The sequence below is a fragment of the Massilia aurea genome (assembly GCF_040790145.1).
Lineage (GTDB): Bacteria > Pseudomonadota > Gammaproteobacteria > Burkholderiales > Burkholderiaceae_D > Telluria > Telluria aurea_C.
In genome coordinates this window covers 43,009-57,891 of the sequence record NZ_JBFMMP010000013.1, presented here as the reverse complement: position 1 = coordinate 57,891, position 14,883 = coordinate 43,009, and the positions used below count along the sequence as shown (strand labels likewise).

At 66.1% G+C, this 14,883-nt stretch carries 13 protein-coding genes; 11 read left to right on the top strand and 2 right to left on the bottom strand.

The features are described from left to right. Positions 1–77 precede the first annotated feature (77 nt). The 4 genes from AB2N08_RS17155 to AB2N08_RS17140 all read left to right on the top strand — a co-directional run bounded on the left by AB2N08_RS17155 (position 78) and on the right by AB2N08_RS17140 (position 4,378). The gene (locus tag AB2N08_RS17155) at positions 78–1,841 is read left to right on the top strand and encodes a monovalent cation:proton antiporter-2 (CPA2) family protein (protein ID WP_367612096.1); all 1,764 of its coding nucleotides are present in this window, start codon (positions 78–80) and stop codon (positions 1,839–1,841) included. 1 nt (position 1,842) lies between these two features. Continuing rightward, positions 1,843–2,739 carry a LysR family transcriptional regulator gene (locus tag AB2N08_RS17150; protein WP_367612094.1) on the top strand — a complete coding sequence of 299 codons (897 nt, stop codon included), beginning with the start codon at positions 1,843–1,845 and terminating at the stop codon, positions 2,737–2,739. 107 nt (positions 2,740–2,846) lie between these two features. Then, positions 2,847–3,473 carry a hydrolase gene (locus AB2N08_RS17145; RefSeq protein WP_367612092.1) on the top strand — a complete coding sequence of 209 codons (627 nt, stop codon included), beginning with the start codon at positions 2,847–2,849 and terminating at the stop codon, positions 3,471–3,473. An 11-nt stretch (positions 3,474–3,484) separates the two neighbouring features. After that, entirely contained in the window at positions 3,485–4,378 is an 894-nt protein-coding gene (locus tag AB2N08_RS17140; protein ID WP_367612090.1) for a pirin family protein, read from the top strand. A gap of 144 nt (positions 4,379–4,522) precedes the next feature. Here the strand turns inward: AB2N08_RS17140 and AB2N08_RS17135 are convergent, their stop codons facing one another. Beyond that, positions 4,523–6,385 (bottom strand): phytase, encoded by a 1,863-nt coding sequence (locus AB2N08_RS17135; RefSeq protein ID WP_367612088.1) that lies wholly within the window; start codon positions 6,383–6,385, stop codon positions 4,523–4,525. After that, a complete protein-coding gene (locus tag AB2N08_RS17130; protein WP_367612086.1) occupies positions 6,385–8,883 on the bottom strand; it encodes a TonB-dependent receptor in 2,499 nt (832 codons plus the stop codon). Before AB2N08_RS17130 ends, AB2N08_RS17135 begins: the two co-directional genes overlap by 1 nt. A gap of 291 nt (positions 8,884–9,174) precedes the next feature. Between AB2N08_RS17130 and AB2N08_RS17125 the strand changes: the two genes are divergently transcribed. The 7 genes from AB2N08_RS17125 (at position 9,175) to rpsG (ending at position 14,839) form a co-directional block, all read left to right on the top strand. Then, on the top strand, positions 9,175–10,053 hold the full coding sequence (locus AB2N08_RS17125; protein WP_367612084.1) for a GGDEF domain-containing protein: 879 nt from the start codon (positions 9,175–9,177) through the stop codon (positions 10,051–10,053). Further along, positions 10,050–11,084, top strand: coding sequence for an AraC family transcriptional regulator (locus tag AB2N08_RS17120; RefSeq protein ID WP_367612082.1), 1,035 nt, complete (start codon positions 10,050–10,052; stop codon positions 11,082–11,084). The genes AB2N08_RS17125 and AB2N08_RS17120 overlap by 4 nt, the downstream gene beginning before the upstream one ends. A gap of 62 nt (positions 11,085–11,146) precedes the next feature. Then, complete coding sequence (locus AB2N08_RS17115; RefSeq protein WP_367612080.1) at positions 11,147–11,641, top strand: hypothetical protein; 495 nt, start codon at positions 11,147–11,149, stop codon at positions 11,639–11,641. 27 nt (positions 11,642–11,668) lie between these two features. Further along, positions 11,669–12,646 carry an alpha/beta hydrolase gene (locus AB2N08_RS17110; RefSeq protein ID WP_367612078.1) on the top strand — a complete coding sequence of 326 codons (978 nt, stop codon included), beginning with the start codon at positions 11,669–11,671 and terminating at the stop codon, positions 12,644–12,646. 43 nt (positions 12,647–12,689) lie between these two features. Continuing rightward, positions 12,690–13,577 carry a LysR family transcriptional regulator gene (locus AB2N08_RS17105; RefSeq protein WP_367612076.1) on the top strand — a complete coding sequence of 296 codons (888 nt, stop codon included), beginning with the start codon at positions 12,690–12,692 and terminating at the stop codon, positions 13,575–13,577. Positions 13,578–13,847: 270 nt separating this feature from the next. After that, a complete protein-coding gene (gene rpsL, locus AB2N08_RS17100; protein ID WP_005663517.1) occupies positions 13,848–14,231 on the top strand; it encodes a 30S ribosomal protein S12 in 384 nt (127 codons plus the stop codon). A 137-nt stretch (positions 14,232–14,368) separates the two neighbouring features. Further along, positions 14,369–14,839, top strand: a complete 471-nt coding sequence (rpsG, locus tag AB2N08_RS17095; RefSeq protein ID WP_137172371.1) for a 30S ribosomal protein S7 — start codon at positions 14,369–14,371, stop codon at positions 14,837–14,839. Positions 14,840–14,883 lie beyond the last annotated feature (44 nt).

Here is a 14,883-nt window from a genome sequence, read left to right as displayed (position 1 = left end):
TATTCTCTTTCTACCAAGAATGACAACGATGGGGCTACCATGCCGGAACGCTTACACGCAAAAAGAGAGACAAACTGATGGCTGACACGAGCATGGGGCAGATGATCGGACCGATGGTCATCCTGATGGGGGTGGCCGTCATTGCGGTGCCGTTGTTCCGCAAACTGGGCCTGGGCTCGGTGCTCGGCTATTTCGCCGCCGGCATCCTGGTCGGCCCATCGGCGCTGGGCCTGCTGACAAATCCCGAGTCCATCCTGCATATCTCCGAGCTGGGCGTGGTGATGTTCCTGTTCGTGATCGGCCTCGAGCTGCGCCCGCCCAAGCTGTGGGCCATGCGCGGCCAGATCTTCGGCCTGGGCCTGGCGCAGGTTGCGGCGGCCACCGTCGCCCTGACACTGACCGCGTATCTCGGCTTCGGCTTCTCGCTGCCCGCCGCCTTCGTGGCCGGGGCGGGCTTCGTGCTGTCGTCCACCGCCGTCATCATGATGGTGCTGCAGGAGCGCGGCGAAATCTCCGGCGCCGAAGGGCAGAAGTCGGTCGCCATCCTGCTGTTCGAAGACCTGATGATCGTGCCGCTGCTGGCGGTGGTCGCCTTTTTGTCGCCGCTCTCGCAAGAGGCGTTCAGCTGGACGAAGGTGCTCATCGCCCTTGGTGCGCTGAGCGTGCTGCTGGCCGTATCGCGCTGGGGCCTGAACACGTTCTTCGCCCTGCTGGCCAAAGCCCGCACCCGCGAAGTGCTCACCGCCGGCGCCCTGCTGGTCGTGCTGTGCGCGGCGCTCTTGATGGCGTACGCCGGCCTGTCGATGGCGATGGGCGCGTTTTTGGCCGGCGTGATGCTGTCCAATTCGAGCTACCGGCACCAGATCGAAAGCGATATCGAGCCGTTTCGCGGCCTGCTCATGGGTCTGTTCTTTTTGGCCGTCGGCATGTCGCTCGACCTGGCCATCGTGGCCGCCGAATGGCAGTTGCTGCTGGCGCTGCTGCTCGCGTTCATGCTCGCCAAGGGCGTGATGGTGTATGCAGTGGCGCGCCTGTTCGGCAGCGCAAATCACCCGGCCCTGCACCGCACGTCGATGTTCCTGCAGGGCGGCGAGTTCGCCTTCGTGCTGTACGCCGCGGCCCTCACGGCCGGCGTGCTCGATGCGCGCGAAAACGCCTTGTTCGCCACCGTGGTCATCCTGTCGATGACGGCGTCGCCGTTCCTGACGATCGTCGCCGACCGCTTCCTGCACATCGAGGCCTCGATGGACGGCGTCGATGCGGCGCTCGAGCTCAAGGGCCGCATCCTGGTGATCGGCTTCGGCCGCTTTGGCCAGATGGCGACGCAGGTGCTGCTCTCCAGCGGCATCAAGCTGGCCGTCATCGACGAGAATCCGGACCGCATCCGCGACGCCGAGCGCTATGGGTTCAAGGTGCACTTTGGCGATGGCACGCGGCTCGACACGCTGCGCCACTCGGGCGCCGGCGAGGCCGATGCGATCATGATCTGCATCGACGACCCCAAGGCCGCGCTGCGCATCGTCGAACTGGCGCAGCACGAATTCCCGCAGGCGAAGCTGCTGGTACGCAGCTTCGATCGCCGGCATTCGGTGGAACTGATCCGCGCCGGTGTCGAGTTCCAGATCCGCGAGACGGTCGAATCGGCATACCTGATGGGCGCACAGGGCTTGCGCGCAGTGGGTGTCGCGGAAGTCGACATCGAAGAAGCGGCGCAGGATATTCGCCAGCGCGACGCCGAGCGGCTGTCCGAGCAGGTGCAGGGCGACGAGATGTCGGGGCGCGACCGCCTGTACAGCCACGTGATTCCCGAACCGCTGAACGTCAAAAGCAAGGGGGCTTGACGTGGACATCGAAGAACTCGAGACGTTCGTCGAAGTGGCCGATGCCGGTGGCATCTCGCCTGCCGCCCTGCGCCTTGGCGTATCGAAGTCGATCGTCAGCCGGCGCCTGGGCCGGCTGGAAGCCGACCTGGGCGTCCAGCTGCTCTCGCGCACCACGCGCGGCGCGGCGCTGACCGAGGCCGGCGTGACGTTTCGCGACTATGCCGCCCGGGTCTGCGCCGAAATCGACCAGGCCAAGGAGATGCTGCTGCCCGAGGGCGCGCTGCGCGGGCGCCTGCGCATCGCGGCGCCGCTGTCGTTCGGCCCGACGCACTTTGCGCCGGTGCTGGCCGAAATGGCGCGCCGCCATCCGAAGCTGCACATCCACACCTGCTACAGCGACCATATCGTCGACCTGATCGCCGAAGGCTACGACTGCGCGATCCGGGTCGGCTACCTGCAGGACTCCAACTTGGTGGCGCGCTGCGTGTGCCCGATGACGGCAACGGCGGTGGCCAGCCCCGACTACATCGCAACGAACGGGACGCCCGAAACGCTGGAAGAATTCCTCACCCACGAGGCCCTGATGCAGGGCACGGAAACCTGGCCGTTCATGGATGGCGACAACATCACCTGGCTGCACCCGCACGGGCGCTTCAAGGCCGACAACGGCACCGCCTTGGTGTCGGCCGCCGTCGCCGGGCTGGGCATCGCGTACCTGCCCGACATGCTGATCCAGGAGCATTTGAACTCCGGGGCGCTGGTGCCCGTCATGATGCGCCATCAGGCGCCGCCGGCCGGTGCGTATGTCGTGCGCCCTCCCGGCCGGCATCCGGCCCGCAAGATACGGATCCTCACCGAGATCCTGATCGAGTATTTTGAAGCGATGCCGCTGGTTGCGCAATCGCGTGGCCACTGACGCCGGGTTCCGCTTTGCGCGACGCTGTTCGGCGCACGACGGCGCTACCGGAGCAGGGAGGGGAACCCCACAATACTGGTTCCACTCTCATCAAGGAAGCCCATATCATGACGACCGAAACCATCCGTAATCCGCAGACCGACCACCTGCTTACGCCCGAGAATTCGGCCCTGATCATCATCGACTACCAGCCGATCCAGGTGGCGTCGATCCGCTCGATGTCGCGCGACGAAATGGTCTTCAATATCACCAGCGTCGCCAAGGCCGCGCTCAACTACAAGCTGCCGATCATCCATTCGACCGTCAACGTCGCCACGGGCCGCAACAAGCCGCCGATCGCCCAGTTGCAGGAAGTACTCGGCCACCTGCCGACCTACGACCGCACCTCGATCAACAGCTGGGAAGACGTGCAATTCAAGGCGGCGGTGAAAGCGCTCGGCCGCCGCAAGCTGATCATGACCGCGCTCTGGACCGAGGCCTGCCTGGCGTTCCCCGCGCTCGACGCGATCCAGGAAGGGTATGAAGTCTATGTGCCGGTCGATGCGGTCGGCGGCACGTCGCTGGCCGCGCACGACGCAGCACTGCGCCGCATGGAGCAGGCCGGCGTGAAGCTGATCAGCCGCGTGCAACTGTATTGCGAGCTGCAGCGCGACTGGTCGCGCGAGGCGAGCGTGCCGGGCTTCATGGGCGTGTTCGAGAACCATGACGGTTTCAATGTCGAAAACGCCGTATAAGGAGCAACCCCATGATCGACCTGGTGATCGAACAGCGCCGCCATAACCTTGGCGGGAATATCGAAGTGGGCCGGGTGCTGCCGTTTGCCCGGCAGCGGATGGTGGGCCCCTTTATCTTCTTCGACCACATCGGGCCGCTCGATCTGCCGCAGGGCATCGACCGCAGCGTCGATGTACGGCCCCACCCGCATATCGGCCTGTCGACGGTCACCTACTTGTTCTCTGGCGAGATGATGCATCGCGACAGCCTGGGTTACGAACTGGCCGTGCGGCCGCATGAAGTCAACTGGATGACGGCGGGGCGCGGCATCACGCACAGCGAGCGCTTCGAGCGCGCGCGGGCGCAGGGCGACCATCTGCACGGCATCCAGGCCTGGGTGGCGCTGCCGGACGGGCAGGAAGAAGTCGCACCCTCCTTTTCGCACCACGCGGGCGACGATTTGCCGCAGTGGAGCGAAGCGGGCGTGACCGGCCAGCTGATCGCCGGCAGCGCGTATGGCTTGACGGCCGCCGCCAGGACGCACTCGCCGCTGTTCTACGCCCATCTGGACATGGCGGCCGGCGCCAGCGCCGAGATCCCGGGCGGCTACAAGGAGCGCGCGTTGTACATCGCCACCGGGGCGGTGGAGGTGGGCGGTACACGCTACGAGAGCGGGCGGATGCTGGTGCTGGGGGCGAACGCCTCGCGCGTGCGCGCCATCGCACCGTCGTCGGTGATGGTGCTGGGCGGGGAGCCGGTGGGCGAGCGCTTCATCTACTGGAACTTCGTGTCGTCGTCGAAAGACCGGCTGGCGCAGGCGGCGTCGGACTGGAAGGCGGGGAAGATGAAGCTGCCGGATGCGGATGATGCGGAGTTCATGCCGCTGCCGGAAAATCCGGCATCGACGCCGGCGCCGCCGTTGTGATGCCACCGTCCTCAGCGCGTCGTCCCAGCGGCTGGGACCCAAGTTGTATCCTTGGCCACAAAATTTGTCGTGGCCCGCAGCGTACTTAGGTTCCAGCCTCCGCTGGAACGACGGTCTTTGGGCTGGCGATGGGAAGACCGTCGCCTATTTTTCACCCTCATCCAGCATTAGCGCCTTCGCAATATCCTCCCACGCCACCGCCTTGTAATTCTGCGCCCCATCCGGCATGCGCTTGAACCCGTCGTGCACCACCAGCATGCCGCGTGCGAACGGGCCGCCCAGGTTGGCCGACGTTACCTCCAGCCCATCGGTCTCCGACGCGCCATCGATCCCGTTCACCGCATCGAGCCCCACCCGGAACGCGCCGCGCACGGCAAACGGCGCCGCCGCATCGAACACCACGTAGCTGTTATTGCCCTGGCTCGACACCACCAGATAGCTTTTTTTCGCGCCGTGATAGATGCCCATCCCCTCGACATCGTCATGCAGCCATTCGCCCACCGGCATCACCATCTTCAACGTCGCCGGCTGGTCGGCCCGTGCCGACGTCACCCACAGGCCGCGGTCTTCTTCGCCCACGAACAGCAGGCCGCTGCGGTCGTCCGCCACGCACCCTTCGGGCTGGCTGGCCAGCTTGAACGTGCGCGCCAGCCGCGCACCGAACTGGCCGCCCGTGCGCGTGATCTGGTAATGCTCGTAGCGGCCGTCCTTGTCGTTGACGAAGGCGTCCAGGCCACCTTCCGGCGTGCGCAGAAGGCAGGTGCCGTAGATGTCGCCCAGGCTCGTTGGCAGGCGCGCCGCTTCGCGCAACGTTCCCTGCCCATCGATTGCAAACAGCACCATCGCATGCTCGTCGCGCTGCGTGGCCACGGCCAGGTCGAAGCGCTCAGCGCCGAAGCGCACGTCCTGGCGCAGGTCGACGTTGTTCAGGCGACCCGCAGCCAGCAGTTGGGTCTGACGGCCCTGCAGGTCGTACACCAGCATGCCCTGCTTCTTGTTGGTGCCGAGGATGCGTGACTTGGCCGGGTCGGTCGGATGGACCCAGATCGCCGGATCGTCGGCGGCGTCGCCCAGTTGCGCAACGGGTTCGGTCTGCATGCGCGGCAGCACGATCGGCAGGCGTTTCGGTGGCGCGCTGCCGGCCTTCCACGCCAGCGCCGGCGCTTGCCAGCCTTTGTCGGTGCGCACCATCAAGCGGGCCGAGGCAGGTTCGAGCGTTACCAGCTGCTCGGCGCCAAGCGGACGGCCCGGCAGGGCGCGCCAGTGCTTGCCGTCGCGTTTCCATGTCAGCAGGGAGCCCTTGTCGTCGATGGCGGCCACGCCGCCCGGCAGCACGGCCAGCGCCGTCAACTCGCCGTTCAAGCCGCCATGCGGCGCCTGCAGCGCCACCGGCGTACGGGCCGGCGGGCCTTCGGCATCGGCGCCATACGCCCACAGGCCCAGGCCTTCCTCGGCCGCGAACAGCGTGCCATGCGCGTCGTCGACGCGGCACGTCTCGACGCCGGACGGCAGCGCCAGGCGCCGCACCAGGCGGTGCTCGCTGCTGGCGCCACTACCCAGCAACCATTGCTGCGCCTGGCCATCCTTCGCAACCAGGAACACATAATCGAGCTGCTGGGCGTCGCGGTACATGCAAGCAGCCTCGATGCCGAAACCGGTTTCCGGCAGCACGGGCAGCGCACGCAGCGTGCCGGCCTTGAAATCGATGCGCACCGGTAGTGCGCGTTCGGTATTGGCGTCGACGACGATCGCCAGCGCGCCGCCATCCAGCGGGCGCAGGTCGAGCTTTTCGCCCCGCAGCGGCAGGGTGGCGCGCTCGCGGCCATCGGCGTCGACCAGGCGCAGCGCGCGCTTGTCGAGGGCTAGCCAGGCGCCGCCGGGCAGCGGGGCCAGTTCCTCGGCGTCGTTCAGGGCTGCCGGCACCGTGGGCTTGGCGCCAGACGCCGGTGCGGCCAGGGAACACGCCAGCAGTACGGCCAGCAGGATCGGGGATACGGTCTTGTTCATCAGAAGATGCTCGCTTTCAGGCCAATCTTGTAGGTGCGGCCGTATTGTTCGTGTTGCGCATTGCGCGACTTGTCGCCCAGGTACACATAGTATTTTTCGTTATTCAGGTTGCTGGCGTCGAACGTGACCTGCCAGCGCTTGTCCAGTCTCCACGACATCGACAGGTCCAGCTGCTTCTGCGTGTCGACAAAGCGGTCTTGCGTGGCGTCCAGCGTATCTTCGCCCAGCTCCAGCAGGTAGGGCGACTTGTAGTTCAGCGCCAGGCGCGCGCTGAAGGGGCCGGCTTCGTAGCCGACCATCACGTTGCCGACGCGGTTCGACTGGCCCGGCATGCGGATGGTGCGCGCAGCGCGGCCACCGTCGCCATCGGCGCTGTCGATGTCGGCGCGCGAACTGGTGATGCTGCCGTTGATCCCGACCAGTAGGCCGTTGAACGGCGCTGGCAGCATGCGCAGCGGCTGCTGCCAGGCCAGCTCGATGCCGCGCACGCGCGCCTTGTCGCCGTTCTTGTACGAGATCGCGCTGCTGTAGTCGGCCCACTCGCCACTGCCGGCGAGATCGGTGGTGTAGGTGAAGTCGCGGATCGCCTTGGTGAAGACATAGGCCGACACCACGCCGTCGCCGCCGATCATGCGCTCGATGCCCAGGTCCAGGTTGTGCGAGCGCAGCGGCGCCAGGTCGGGATTGCCGATCGTCGCTTCGTCGTCGCCGTCCCGGGAGACGCCCGGGGCCAGTTGCGCGAAGTTGGCGCGCACGACCGAGTTGCTCCAGGCGGCGCGCAGGCTGGTGGCCTGGTCGATGTCGAAGCGCAGGTGCGCGCCGGGCAGCCAGTTCGTGTACGAGCGGCTTGCCGAGCGCGCGGTGATCTCGTCGTCGGCCACTTGCGAGCCGTCGGCCTTGAAGCGCGTGTGCTCGGCGCGTACGCCGGCCAGCAGTGACCAGGCGCCACGGCGCAAGCTCGTTTGCAGGTAGGCGGCGTCGATGTCTTCCTGCAGCTTGAAGTCGTCCAGCGCCGAGTCGACCGCCACGCGGGCCGGGTCGCGCGCCAGGCCGGCCAGGCGCGCACGCACCAGGGCCGGATCGATGGCGTAGCCAAGATTGGCGAACGGGTAATCCAGGCGCGTGTCGTTCACGAATGCGCTCATCGAGGTCGATCCGGCGCCGAAATAGTCGCCATCTTCCGGATCGTCGCTGCCGTATTCCCAGGCCTCGGTGTCGGTCTTCTTGTCGCGGCGCGTCGTCTTGGCGCCGAACTTGACTGCGCCGTTCCAGTCGCCAGCCTCGAAATCGCGCTGCAGGTCCAGGCGCAGTTGGCGAGTGGCGTCCCTGGCGGCGGCGCGTTCGAGCGCGAACGAATCGAGTTCGTAGTTGGCCGCGTCGGCCACGCCGGCGGGAGCGATCAGGTGCGGCGCACGGGTATTAATGAAGCCGATGCCTTTGACGCTCTCGATGTTGGTAAACCGCGCATCGGCAATCGCATCCGGGGTCTTGTCGGTGGCGCTGCTGGCCGCTGCTTCGGCGTGCAGCTTCCAGAGGCCCATGCGGCGATCGACAGAGCCGGTGAGCGAGCGAATCTCTTGCGTGTACTTGCGCTGGCGCAGGCGGCGCTCGACCGTGGCGGTATCGAGTTCGCCCTCGAGCACACCTTCTTCATTGCCCTCGAAGTCGCCCACCGTCATGCGGTCGCGCGATTCTTCGTCCGAGAAGCGGCTGATGAAGCCGCGCAGTGCGTAGCTGGTTGCTGCGTCCGGACGGTAGTCGAGGTTGATGGCGCCGGCGCGGCGTTCGCGGGTAGGCAGGTAGTCGCGCAGCTCGAGGCCCGAGATGCGGTTGCCGTTCCAGTCGCCGCCGGTTTCCACATTGTCCGAACCGAACTTGCGCTTTTCGCCGGACAGGCCGGCAGCGATGCCGAGCTTGCCGTCCATGAAGCGCTGGGCCCACAGCAGGTTGGCGCTCGGGCTGTTCTGGCTCGTGTTGGTGTCGTGGCCGACGGCGGCGCCGATGTTGAGCAGCTTGCCCGGCAGGTCGAACGCAGACAAGGTCTTGACCTCGACGCTGCCGCCGAGAGAAATCGCGTCCTGGTCTGGCGTAGCGGACTTGGTTACTTCGAGCGAGCGCACCATCCCGGCCGGCAGCACGTCCAGCGCCACCGCGCGGCGCGTCGCTTCCGGCGACGGCACCAGCGCGCCGTTGATGGTCACGCTGTTGTAGTTGGCATCGAGGCCGCGCACCACCACGTAGCGGCCTTCGCCCTGGTCGCGCTGGACCGAGACGCCCGGCATACGCGCCAGCGCTTCGGCCGCGTTCTTGTCCGGCAGGTGGCCGATGTCATCGCTGCTGACGACACTGACGATATTGTCGGCCTGCTCCTGGGCGGCGATGGCGCGCGCCAGGCTGGCGCGCTGGCCGGTGACGATCACGCTGGCCGGTTCGGCGGCGTGGACGCCAACGGCGGCCAGCAGGCCGGCGGTAAGGGCGGGGAGGGCAAAGTGGCGCATGTGGGGGGCGTTCAATGGTTGGGATGCGGCGGATTCTGGTGCCTGAATGTGACGTATTGGTGACGACTTCCGGTCGCCATCGCGCAGCAAGTCCGTGCAACGGCGTACCTGAGCCGAATTGACCCGGCGCCTGCCGGCTGCGCCATGGGACGGATGCCACGATGGGGGCGCTGCATACGTTGGTGTGAGCCGTTTTGACCCTGTGCGATGGCGCCACGGTTTTGTCATCCTGTCATCCGGCGGTCATCTGGCTGCGCTATGTTCCGACGATCTGTCTTGACGATGCCTCCCATGTCCACCCTGATTCGCCACGTCCTGTTGATCGCCGGCCTGCTCGGCGCCGTCGTGTTCTTGTTCACCAGCGCCGGCCCGGCCATCCCGCTCGGGCAGTGGGACCTGGTGGACATCGCCAGCGAGGGCGGCACGGCCCTGCTGGCGGCGCTGTGGTGCCTGCTGGTGCTGACCAGCCGGCCCGATGGCGTGGTCACGCGCCTGCTGGCCGGCGGCCTGGCCTGCATCATGCTGGGTTCGTGGGCCGACTGCCTCGATGAAGTATTCGACGTCGAGAAGGCCGCGATGTGGGACAACGTGCTCGAATCGCTGCTGCCGCTGGGGATGCTGATCCTGACCGTCGGCATGGTTTATTGGCGGCGCGAGCAGGCCACGCTGTCGGACCATATGCGCAAGCGCGAGCGGCTGTTTCGCAACCACCGGCCGTTCGACCGCATCACGCAGCTGGCCGACGCGGCCTACCTGCGCGCGCAACTGCATATCGAGAGCAAACGCTGCAAGGTGGATGGCGGCGGCGGTTCGCTGGTGCTGTTCGATATCGACGCCTTCCACCGCATCAACCGCGAGCACGGCCAGCCGGAAGGCGACCGCGTGCTGCAGGCGGTTGCCCACATGCTGCTGCTGAACCTGCGTAACGACGACCTGCTGTGCCGCTACGCGGGCGACCGCTTCGCCGTGCTGATGCCGGGCCTGGCCGAGCCGGATGCGCGCGCCGCCGCCGAGCACCTGTGCCGCATGGTGTCGTCGATGCGCCATCACGGCCCCACGGGCCGGGTGGACATCACGCTGCGCCATGGCTGCGCGCCGGCGCGGGGCGCACCGGATGCGCTGCTGGCCGCGCTATGTCGTCAGATGGATCGTCGGATGGACGCGGTGTGATCGCCTGGCAGGCGGCCACGGAGCCCTCGCCGGCTGCGTACCGGCATAGCGCGCTGGCGCTGGAATATGGCCGCTCGCGCGATGCATCCGACGCCGACCTGCTGCGCGGCACCGGACTGTCCTCTGGCGACGCGGTCTCGCCCGACGGCTACCTGCGGCAGCTGGCGAACACCCTGCGGCTGCTGGACAGCCCGGACACCAGCTTCATGCTGGGCCAGTTGCTGCTGCCGGGGCACGACGGCGCGGCCAGCCACGCGCTGGCGCAGGCGCCGGACCTGCGCACGCTGCTCCATGTCCTGTGCCGCTTTTACACCCGCCTGACGCCGCTGCTGCGCCCGCGCTTCGAGACCTGGGACGACGTGGCGCTGCTGTACTGGGTCGATGCCTACGGGGCGCCGAGCCTGCGCCCGGCCCTGGTCGAGATGCACATGACGGCCGTGGTGGCGCTGTGCCGCTGGCTGGGCGGCGAGCGCCTGCCGTGGCGCTTCTGCTTCAATCGCGGCGCGCCGCGCCACATCGAGCAGCACCACGTGCACCTGGGCGCCGAGCTGAAATTCGGCTGCCAGCTCGACGCGATGCTGCTGCCGGCAAGCTGGCTCGATCGGCCATGGCCGCGCGCCAGCGGGATGGCGGCGCGCCTGGCCCTGCAGGCGGCCGAGCTGGAACCGGTGCCCGCACCGGGCCTGCTGGCGGCGCTCTACGATTATCTGCTGGCGCATGTGCGCGCCGTGCCCACGCTGGAGCGCACGGCGGGCGACTTCGGTGTCAGCCCGGCCACGTTCAAACGCCAGCTGCTGCGCCACCATACGCACTTCCAGGGCGAACTCGATCAGGTGCGCACGCACGTGGCGCTGTGGCTGTTCCAGGCCGAACGCGCCGACAACGACGCGGTGGCGCGCCACTTGGGTTTTCATGATGCGGCCAACTTCCGGCGCTCGTTCAAGCGCTGGACGGGCCTCACCCCGGGGCCGATCCGCGCGGCGCTCGACGGGGAACTGGGCTGGTTCGCGGGCGCTCTGCAGGGCGCTTGAATTCGCTGTGCTGCCGTGGAAATGGTATCTTTCCCGGTTCTTGCCGCTGCCGAAGAAGAGGAATGCGTCCCAGTCCCCGCCTGCATATCGTTTGTCCCACCCAGAAGCGCGGCTTCCCGGCGTTCATGTCGGTCGCCTTTGTCTGGGTCGTGGCGTCCGGCCTGGCTAATGGCTGGGAAGGTCAACCGTCGTTCGAGTTCGTGCTGCTTACTGCCTGCGCACTGGCCATCATGGTGCTGGCCGCGTGCGCGCTGTACCGCAATTTCGTGTTCCGGGATACGCTGTACATCGCGCGCGAAGGCAGCCTGCCGGCGTCCATCCCGCTGGCATTCATGGCCCATGAGATCCGCGCCGTGCGCCTACTGCCCAGGCACGAAGCGTGGACGCCGGAAGGAAAATGGGATTCCCTGGGCTTCGGCCAGGGGCGCATCGAGATCGATACCGCCACCCATCGCTACCACTTCGGCATCGGCCTGGACGAATACGAGGCCGAGGCGGCGCTGAACCGTATCGTCGACTTTTGCCGCGAGCAGGGCGATGTCGCCGCAGCAGCCTGAGAACGTATGCTATTGATGAAAGATGCCATGTCCAGACCGATCGCCGTCCATCTTCGCAGCCTGGTGCTGTGGTTCGCCATCGGCGCTGCCGCCAGTGGCCACGCGGCCGAGACGCCGATCGTGCTCGAGACGCCCACCGGCCAGCTGGCCGGCACGCTCGAACTGCCGACCGGCGCCAGCAAGCCGCGCCTGGCCCTGATCATCGCCGGCTCCGGCCCCACCGACCGTGACGGCAACAGCTCGCTGATCCCCGGCCGCAACGACAGTCTCAAGCTGCTGGCTGCGGGGCTGGCCGATGCCGGCATCGCGACGGTCCGCTACGACAAGCGCGGCATCGGCGGCAGCCACGCGGCCGGGCCGGCCGAAGCGGCGCTGCGCTTCGAGATGTTTGCCGACGATGCGGCGGCCTGGGTCGCCAGGCTGAAAGCCGATCCGCGCTTTGCATCGGTGGCGGTGATCGGGCACAGCGAAGGCTCGCTGATCGGCATGCTGGCCGCGCAGCAGGCCGACGCCGCAGCGTTCGTGTCGATTGCCGGCATTGCCGATGGCGCGTCGACGCTCTTGCGCAAGCAGCTCGAGGGCAAGCTGCCGCCCGATCTGGAGAAGGAAAGCGAGCGGATCCTGGCCGCGCTGGAGAGCGGCGTGATCGTCGATCCGGTGCCGCCGGCGCTGGCGACGTTGTTCCGGCCGAGCGTGCAGCCGTATCTGATCTCATGGTTCAAGTACGTGCCAGCCGAGCGCATCGCCGGGTTGACGATGCCGGTACTGGTCGTGCAGGGCAATACCGATATCCAGGTGGACGTGGTGCAGGCCAACCGGCTGCATGGCGCTCGCGCCGGGGCGAAGCTGGCGATCATCCCGGGCATGAACCACGTGTTCAAGCACGTGCGCGCCGAGCCCGAACTGCAGGTGGCCAGCTATGGCGATCCGAGCCTGCCGGTCTCACCCCAGCTGGTCAAGGCGATCGCCGACTTCCTGCATCAGGACAGTCAACCCATGAACTGAATTGGTATGATGCGCTTTCATCCATCAAATTCATTCATGATTCATGATCGAGCGTATTCACCTGTCCATCATTCGCGAGGTCGATCGCCGGGGTTCGCTCACTGCCGCGGCCGACGTGCTATGCCTGACGCAGTCGGCGCTCAGCCACACGGTGAAGAAGCTTGAACTGGGCCTCGGCACGCCGGTATGGACCCGCGAAGGCCGGTCACTGCGCCTGACGCAGGCCGGCCACGCGCTGCTGGCGCTGGCCGAACGGGTGCTGCCGCAGCTCGAACATGCCGAAGGCCAGATGCGCGAATACGCGCGCGGCGAGCGCGGTACGCTGCGCATCGGGATGGAGTGCCATCCCTGCTATCAGTGGCTGCTGAAGGTGGTGGAGCCCTACCTTGCGGCGTGGCCCGAGGTCGATGTCGACGTCAAGCAGCGTTTCCAGTTCGGCGGCCTGAAGGCGCTGTTCGAGTACGAGATCGACTTGCTCGTCACGCCCGATCCCCTGTTCAAGCCGGGCCTGCGCTTCGTGCCGGTGTTCGATTACGAGCAGGTGCTGGTGGTGCCCAGCAGCCATCGGCTGGCCGGGCGTGCGCATGCGGCGCCGCGCGATTTGTCGGATGAAGTATTGATTACCTACCCGGTCGATATCGAACGGCTCGATGTCTATAACCAGTTCTTCCTGCCGGCCGGCTGTGCGCCGCGCGAGCGCAAGGCCATTGAAACCACCGACATCATGCTGCAGATGGTGGCCAGCGGCCGCGGCGTGGCGGCGCTGCCGCGCTGGCTGGTCGAGGAGTACGCGGGGCGCATGCCGGTGGCGCCGGTGCGGCTGGGAGAAGCGGGCGTGTTCAAGCAGATTTTCCTGGGCACGCGCGAGGTCGATGCGGGCACGACGTATCTCGACGCGTTTGTCGAGATCGCCCGGCACGCCGAGCTGTAGCGGGCATGCCACATCGACCATGGTTTACGTCAAGACAGCGCGGTACTGCCTGCAAAATCAGCAAACTGGTTGACCCATCATCACAATGCGCCTATACTCGCAGGTTCTCGATTTATCCTGCACATCGTATACGCATTCGCAGCCGCTCCATTTGCCGAGTGGCTTTCGTCGCCTCCGCTGTCAGTCTCTTCGGGACTAGGTTTTAGTCCCCGGATCAGCACACTGCCGGTTCGGGTCATTAATAAGTAGTACTTTGTTGGATTAGGAACGATGCCAACCATCAATCAACTGATTCGCAAACCGCGTGAAGCTGCGGTTGTGAAGAGCAAGTCGCCGGCACTGGAAAACTGCCCGCAAAAGCGCGGCGTGTGCACCCGTGTGTACACCACCACGCCTAAGAAGCCAAACTCGGCGCTGCGTAAAGTCGCCAAAGTGCGTCTGACCAACGGTTTCGAAGTCATTTCGTACATCGGTGGTGAAGGCCACAACCTGCAAGAACACAGTGTCGTGCTGCTGCGCGGCGGCCGTGTGAAAGACTTGCCGGGTGTGCGTTACCACATGGTTCGCGGTGCACTGGATACCCAGGGCGTCAAAGACCGTAAGCAAGCTCGCTCGAAGTACGGCGCGAAGCGTGCCAAGGCTGCGAAGAAGTAATTCTTCTTTGCCGTGTCACTGACACGTCATATTAATTAGATAAGTTGAGCCGGCCGCAAGGCCGAGTAAGTGAAGGGTCAAGAGGGCCTTTCGCGAGTGCGGATCCCGCACTCAACTGAAGACATGAAGGAATCGAAATGCCACGTCGTCGTGAAGTACCCAAGCGCGAAATCCTGCCGGATCCAAAATTCGGCAACACGGATGTCGCCAAATTCGTCAACGTTCTGATGCTGTCCGGCAAAAAGTCGGTCGCAGAAAACATCATCTACGGTGCATTCGAACACATTCAATCCAAGTCGGGCAAAGACCCGCTGGAAGTGTTCACGACCGCGATCAACAACGCTAAGCCGCTGGTGGAAGTCAAGTCCCGCCGTGTCGGTGGCGCCAACTACCAGGTGCCAGTGGAAGTTCGTCCGGTTCGTCGTATGGCGCTGTCCATGCGTTGGTTGCGCGAAGCCGCAAACAAGCGCAGCGAAAAATCCATGCCGCAACGTCTGGGTGGTGAACTGCTGGAAGCGGCTGAAGGCCGCGGCGGCGCAATGAAGCGTCGTGACGAAGTGCACCGCATGGCAGAAGCGAACAAGGCGTTCTCGCACTTCCGCTTCTAAGCAAGAGGACGAAGGCCAAGGAATATTTCCTTGTGCTACCAGTC

What these genes read in the sequence shown, in the direction of transcription:
- rpsL (WP_005663517.1), top strand. Translation starts at nt 13,848, where the DNA reads ATGCCAACCATCAATCAACTGATTCGCAAACCGCGTGAAGCTGCGGTT.
- AB2N08_RS17135 (WP_367612088.1), bottom strand. Translation starts at nt 6,385, where the DNA reads ATGAACAAGACCGTATCCCCGATCCTGCTGGCCGTACTGCTGGCGTGT.
- AB2N08_RS17125 (WP_367612084.1), top strand. Translation starts at nt 9,175, where the DNA reads ATGTCCACCCTGATTCGCCACGTCCTGTTGATCGCCGGCCTGCTCGGC.
- AB2N08_RS17105 (WP_367612076.1), top strand. Translation starts at nt 12,690, where the DNA reads ATGATCGAGCGTATTCACCTGTCCATCATTCGCGAGGTCGATCGCCGG.
- AB2N08_RS17115 (WP_367612080.1), top strand. Translation starts at nt 11,147, where the DNA reads ATGCGTCCCAGTCCCCGCCTGCATATCGTTTGTCCCACCCAGAAGCGC.
- AB2N08_RS17140 (WP_367612090.1), top strand. Translation starts at nt 3,485, where the DNA reads ATGATCGACCTGGTGATCGAACAGCGCCGCCATAACCTTGGCGGGAAT.
- AB2N08_RS17145 (WP_367612092.1), top strand. Translation starts at nt 2,847, where the DNA reads ATGACGACCGAAACCATCCGTAATCCGCAGACCGACCACCTGCTTACG.
- AB2N08_RS17130 (WP_367612086.1), bottom strand. Translation starts at nt 8,883, where the DNA reads ATGCGCCACTTTGCCCTCCCCGCCCTTACCGCCGGCCTGCTGGCCGCC.
- AB2N08_RS17155 (WP_367612096.1), top strand. Translation starts at nt 78, where the DNA reads ATGGCTGACACGAGCATGGGGCAGATGATCGGACCGATGGTCATCCTG.
- rpsG (WP_137172371.1), top strand. Translation starts at nt 14,369, where the DNA reads ATGCCACGTCGTCGTGAAGTACCCAAGCGCGAAATCCTGCCGGATCCA.
- AB2N08_RS17110 (WP_367612078.1), top strand. Translation starts at nt 11,669, where the DNA reads ATGTCCAGACCGATCGCCGTCCATCTTCGCAGCCTGGTGCTGTGGTTC.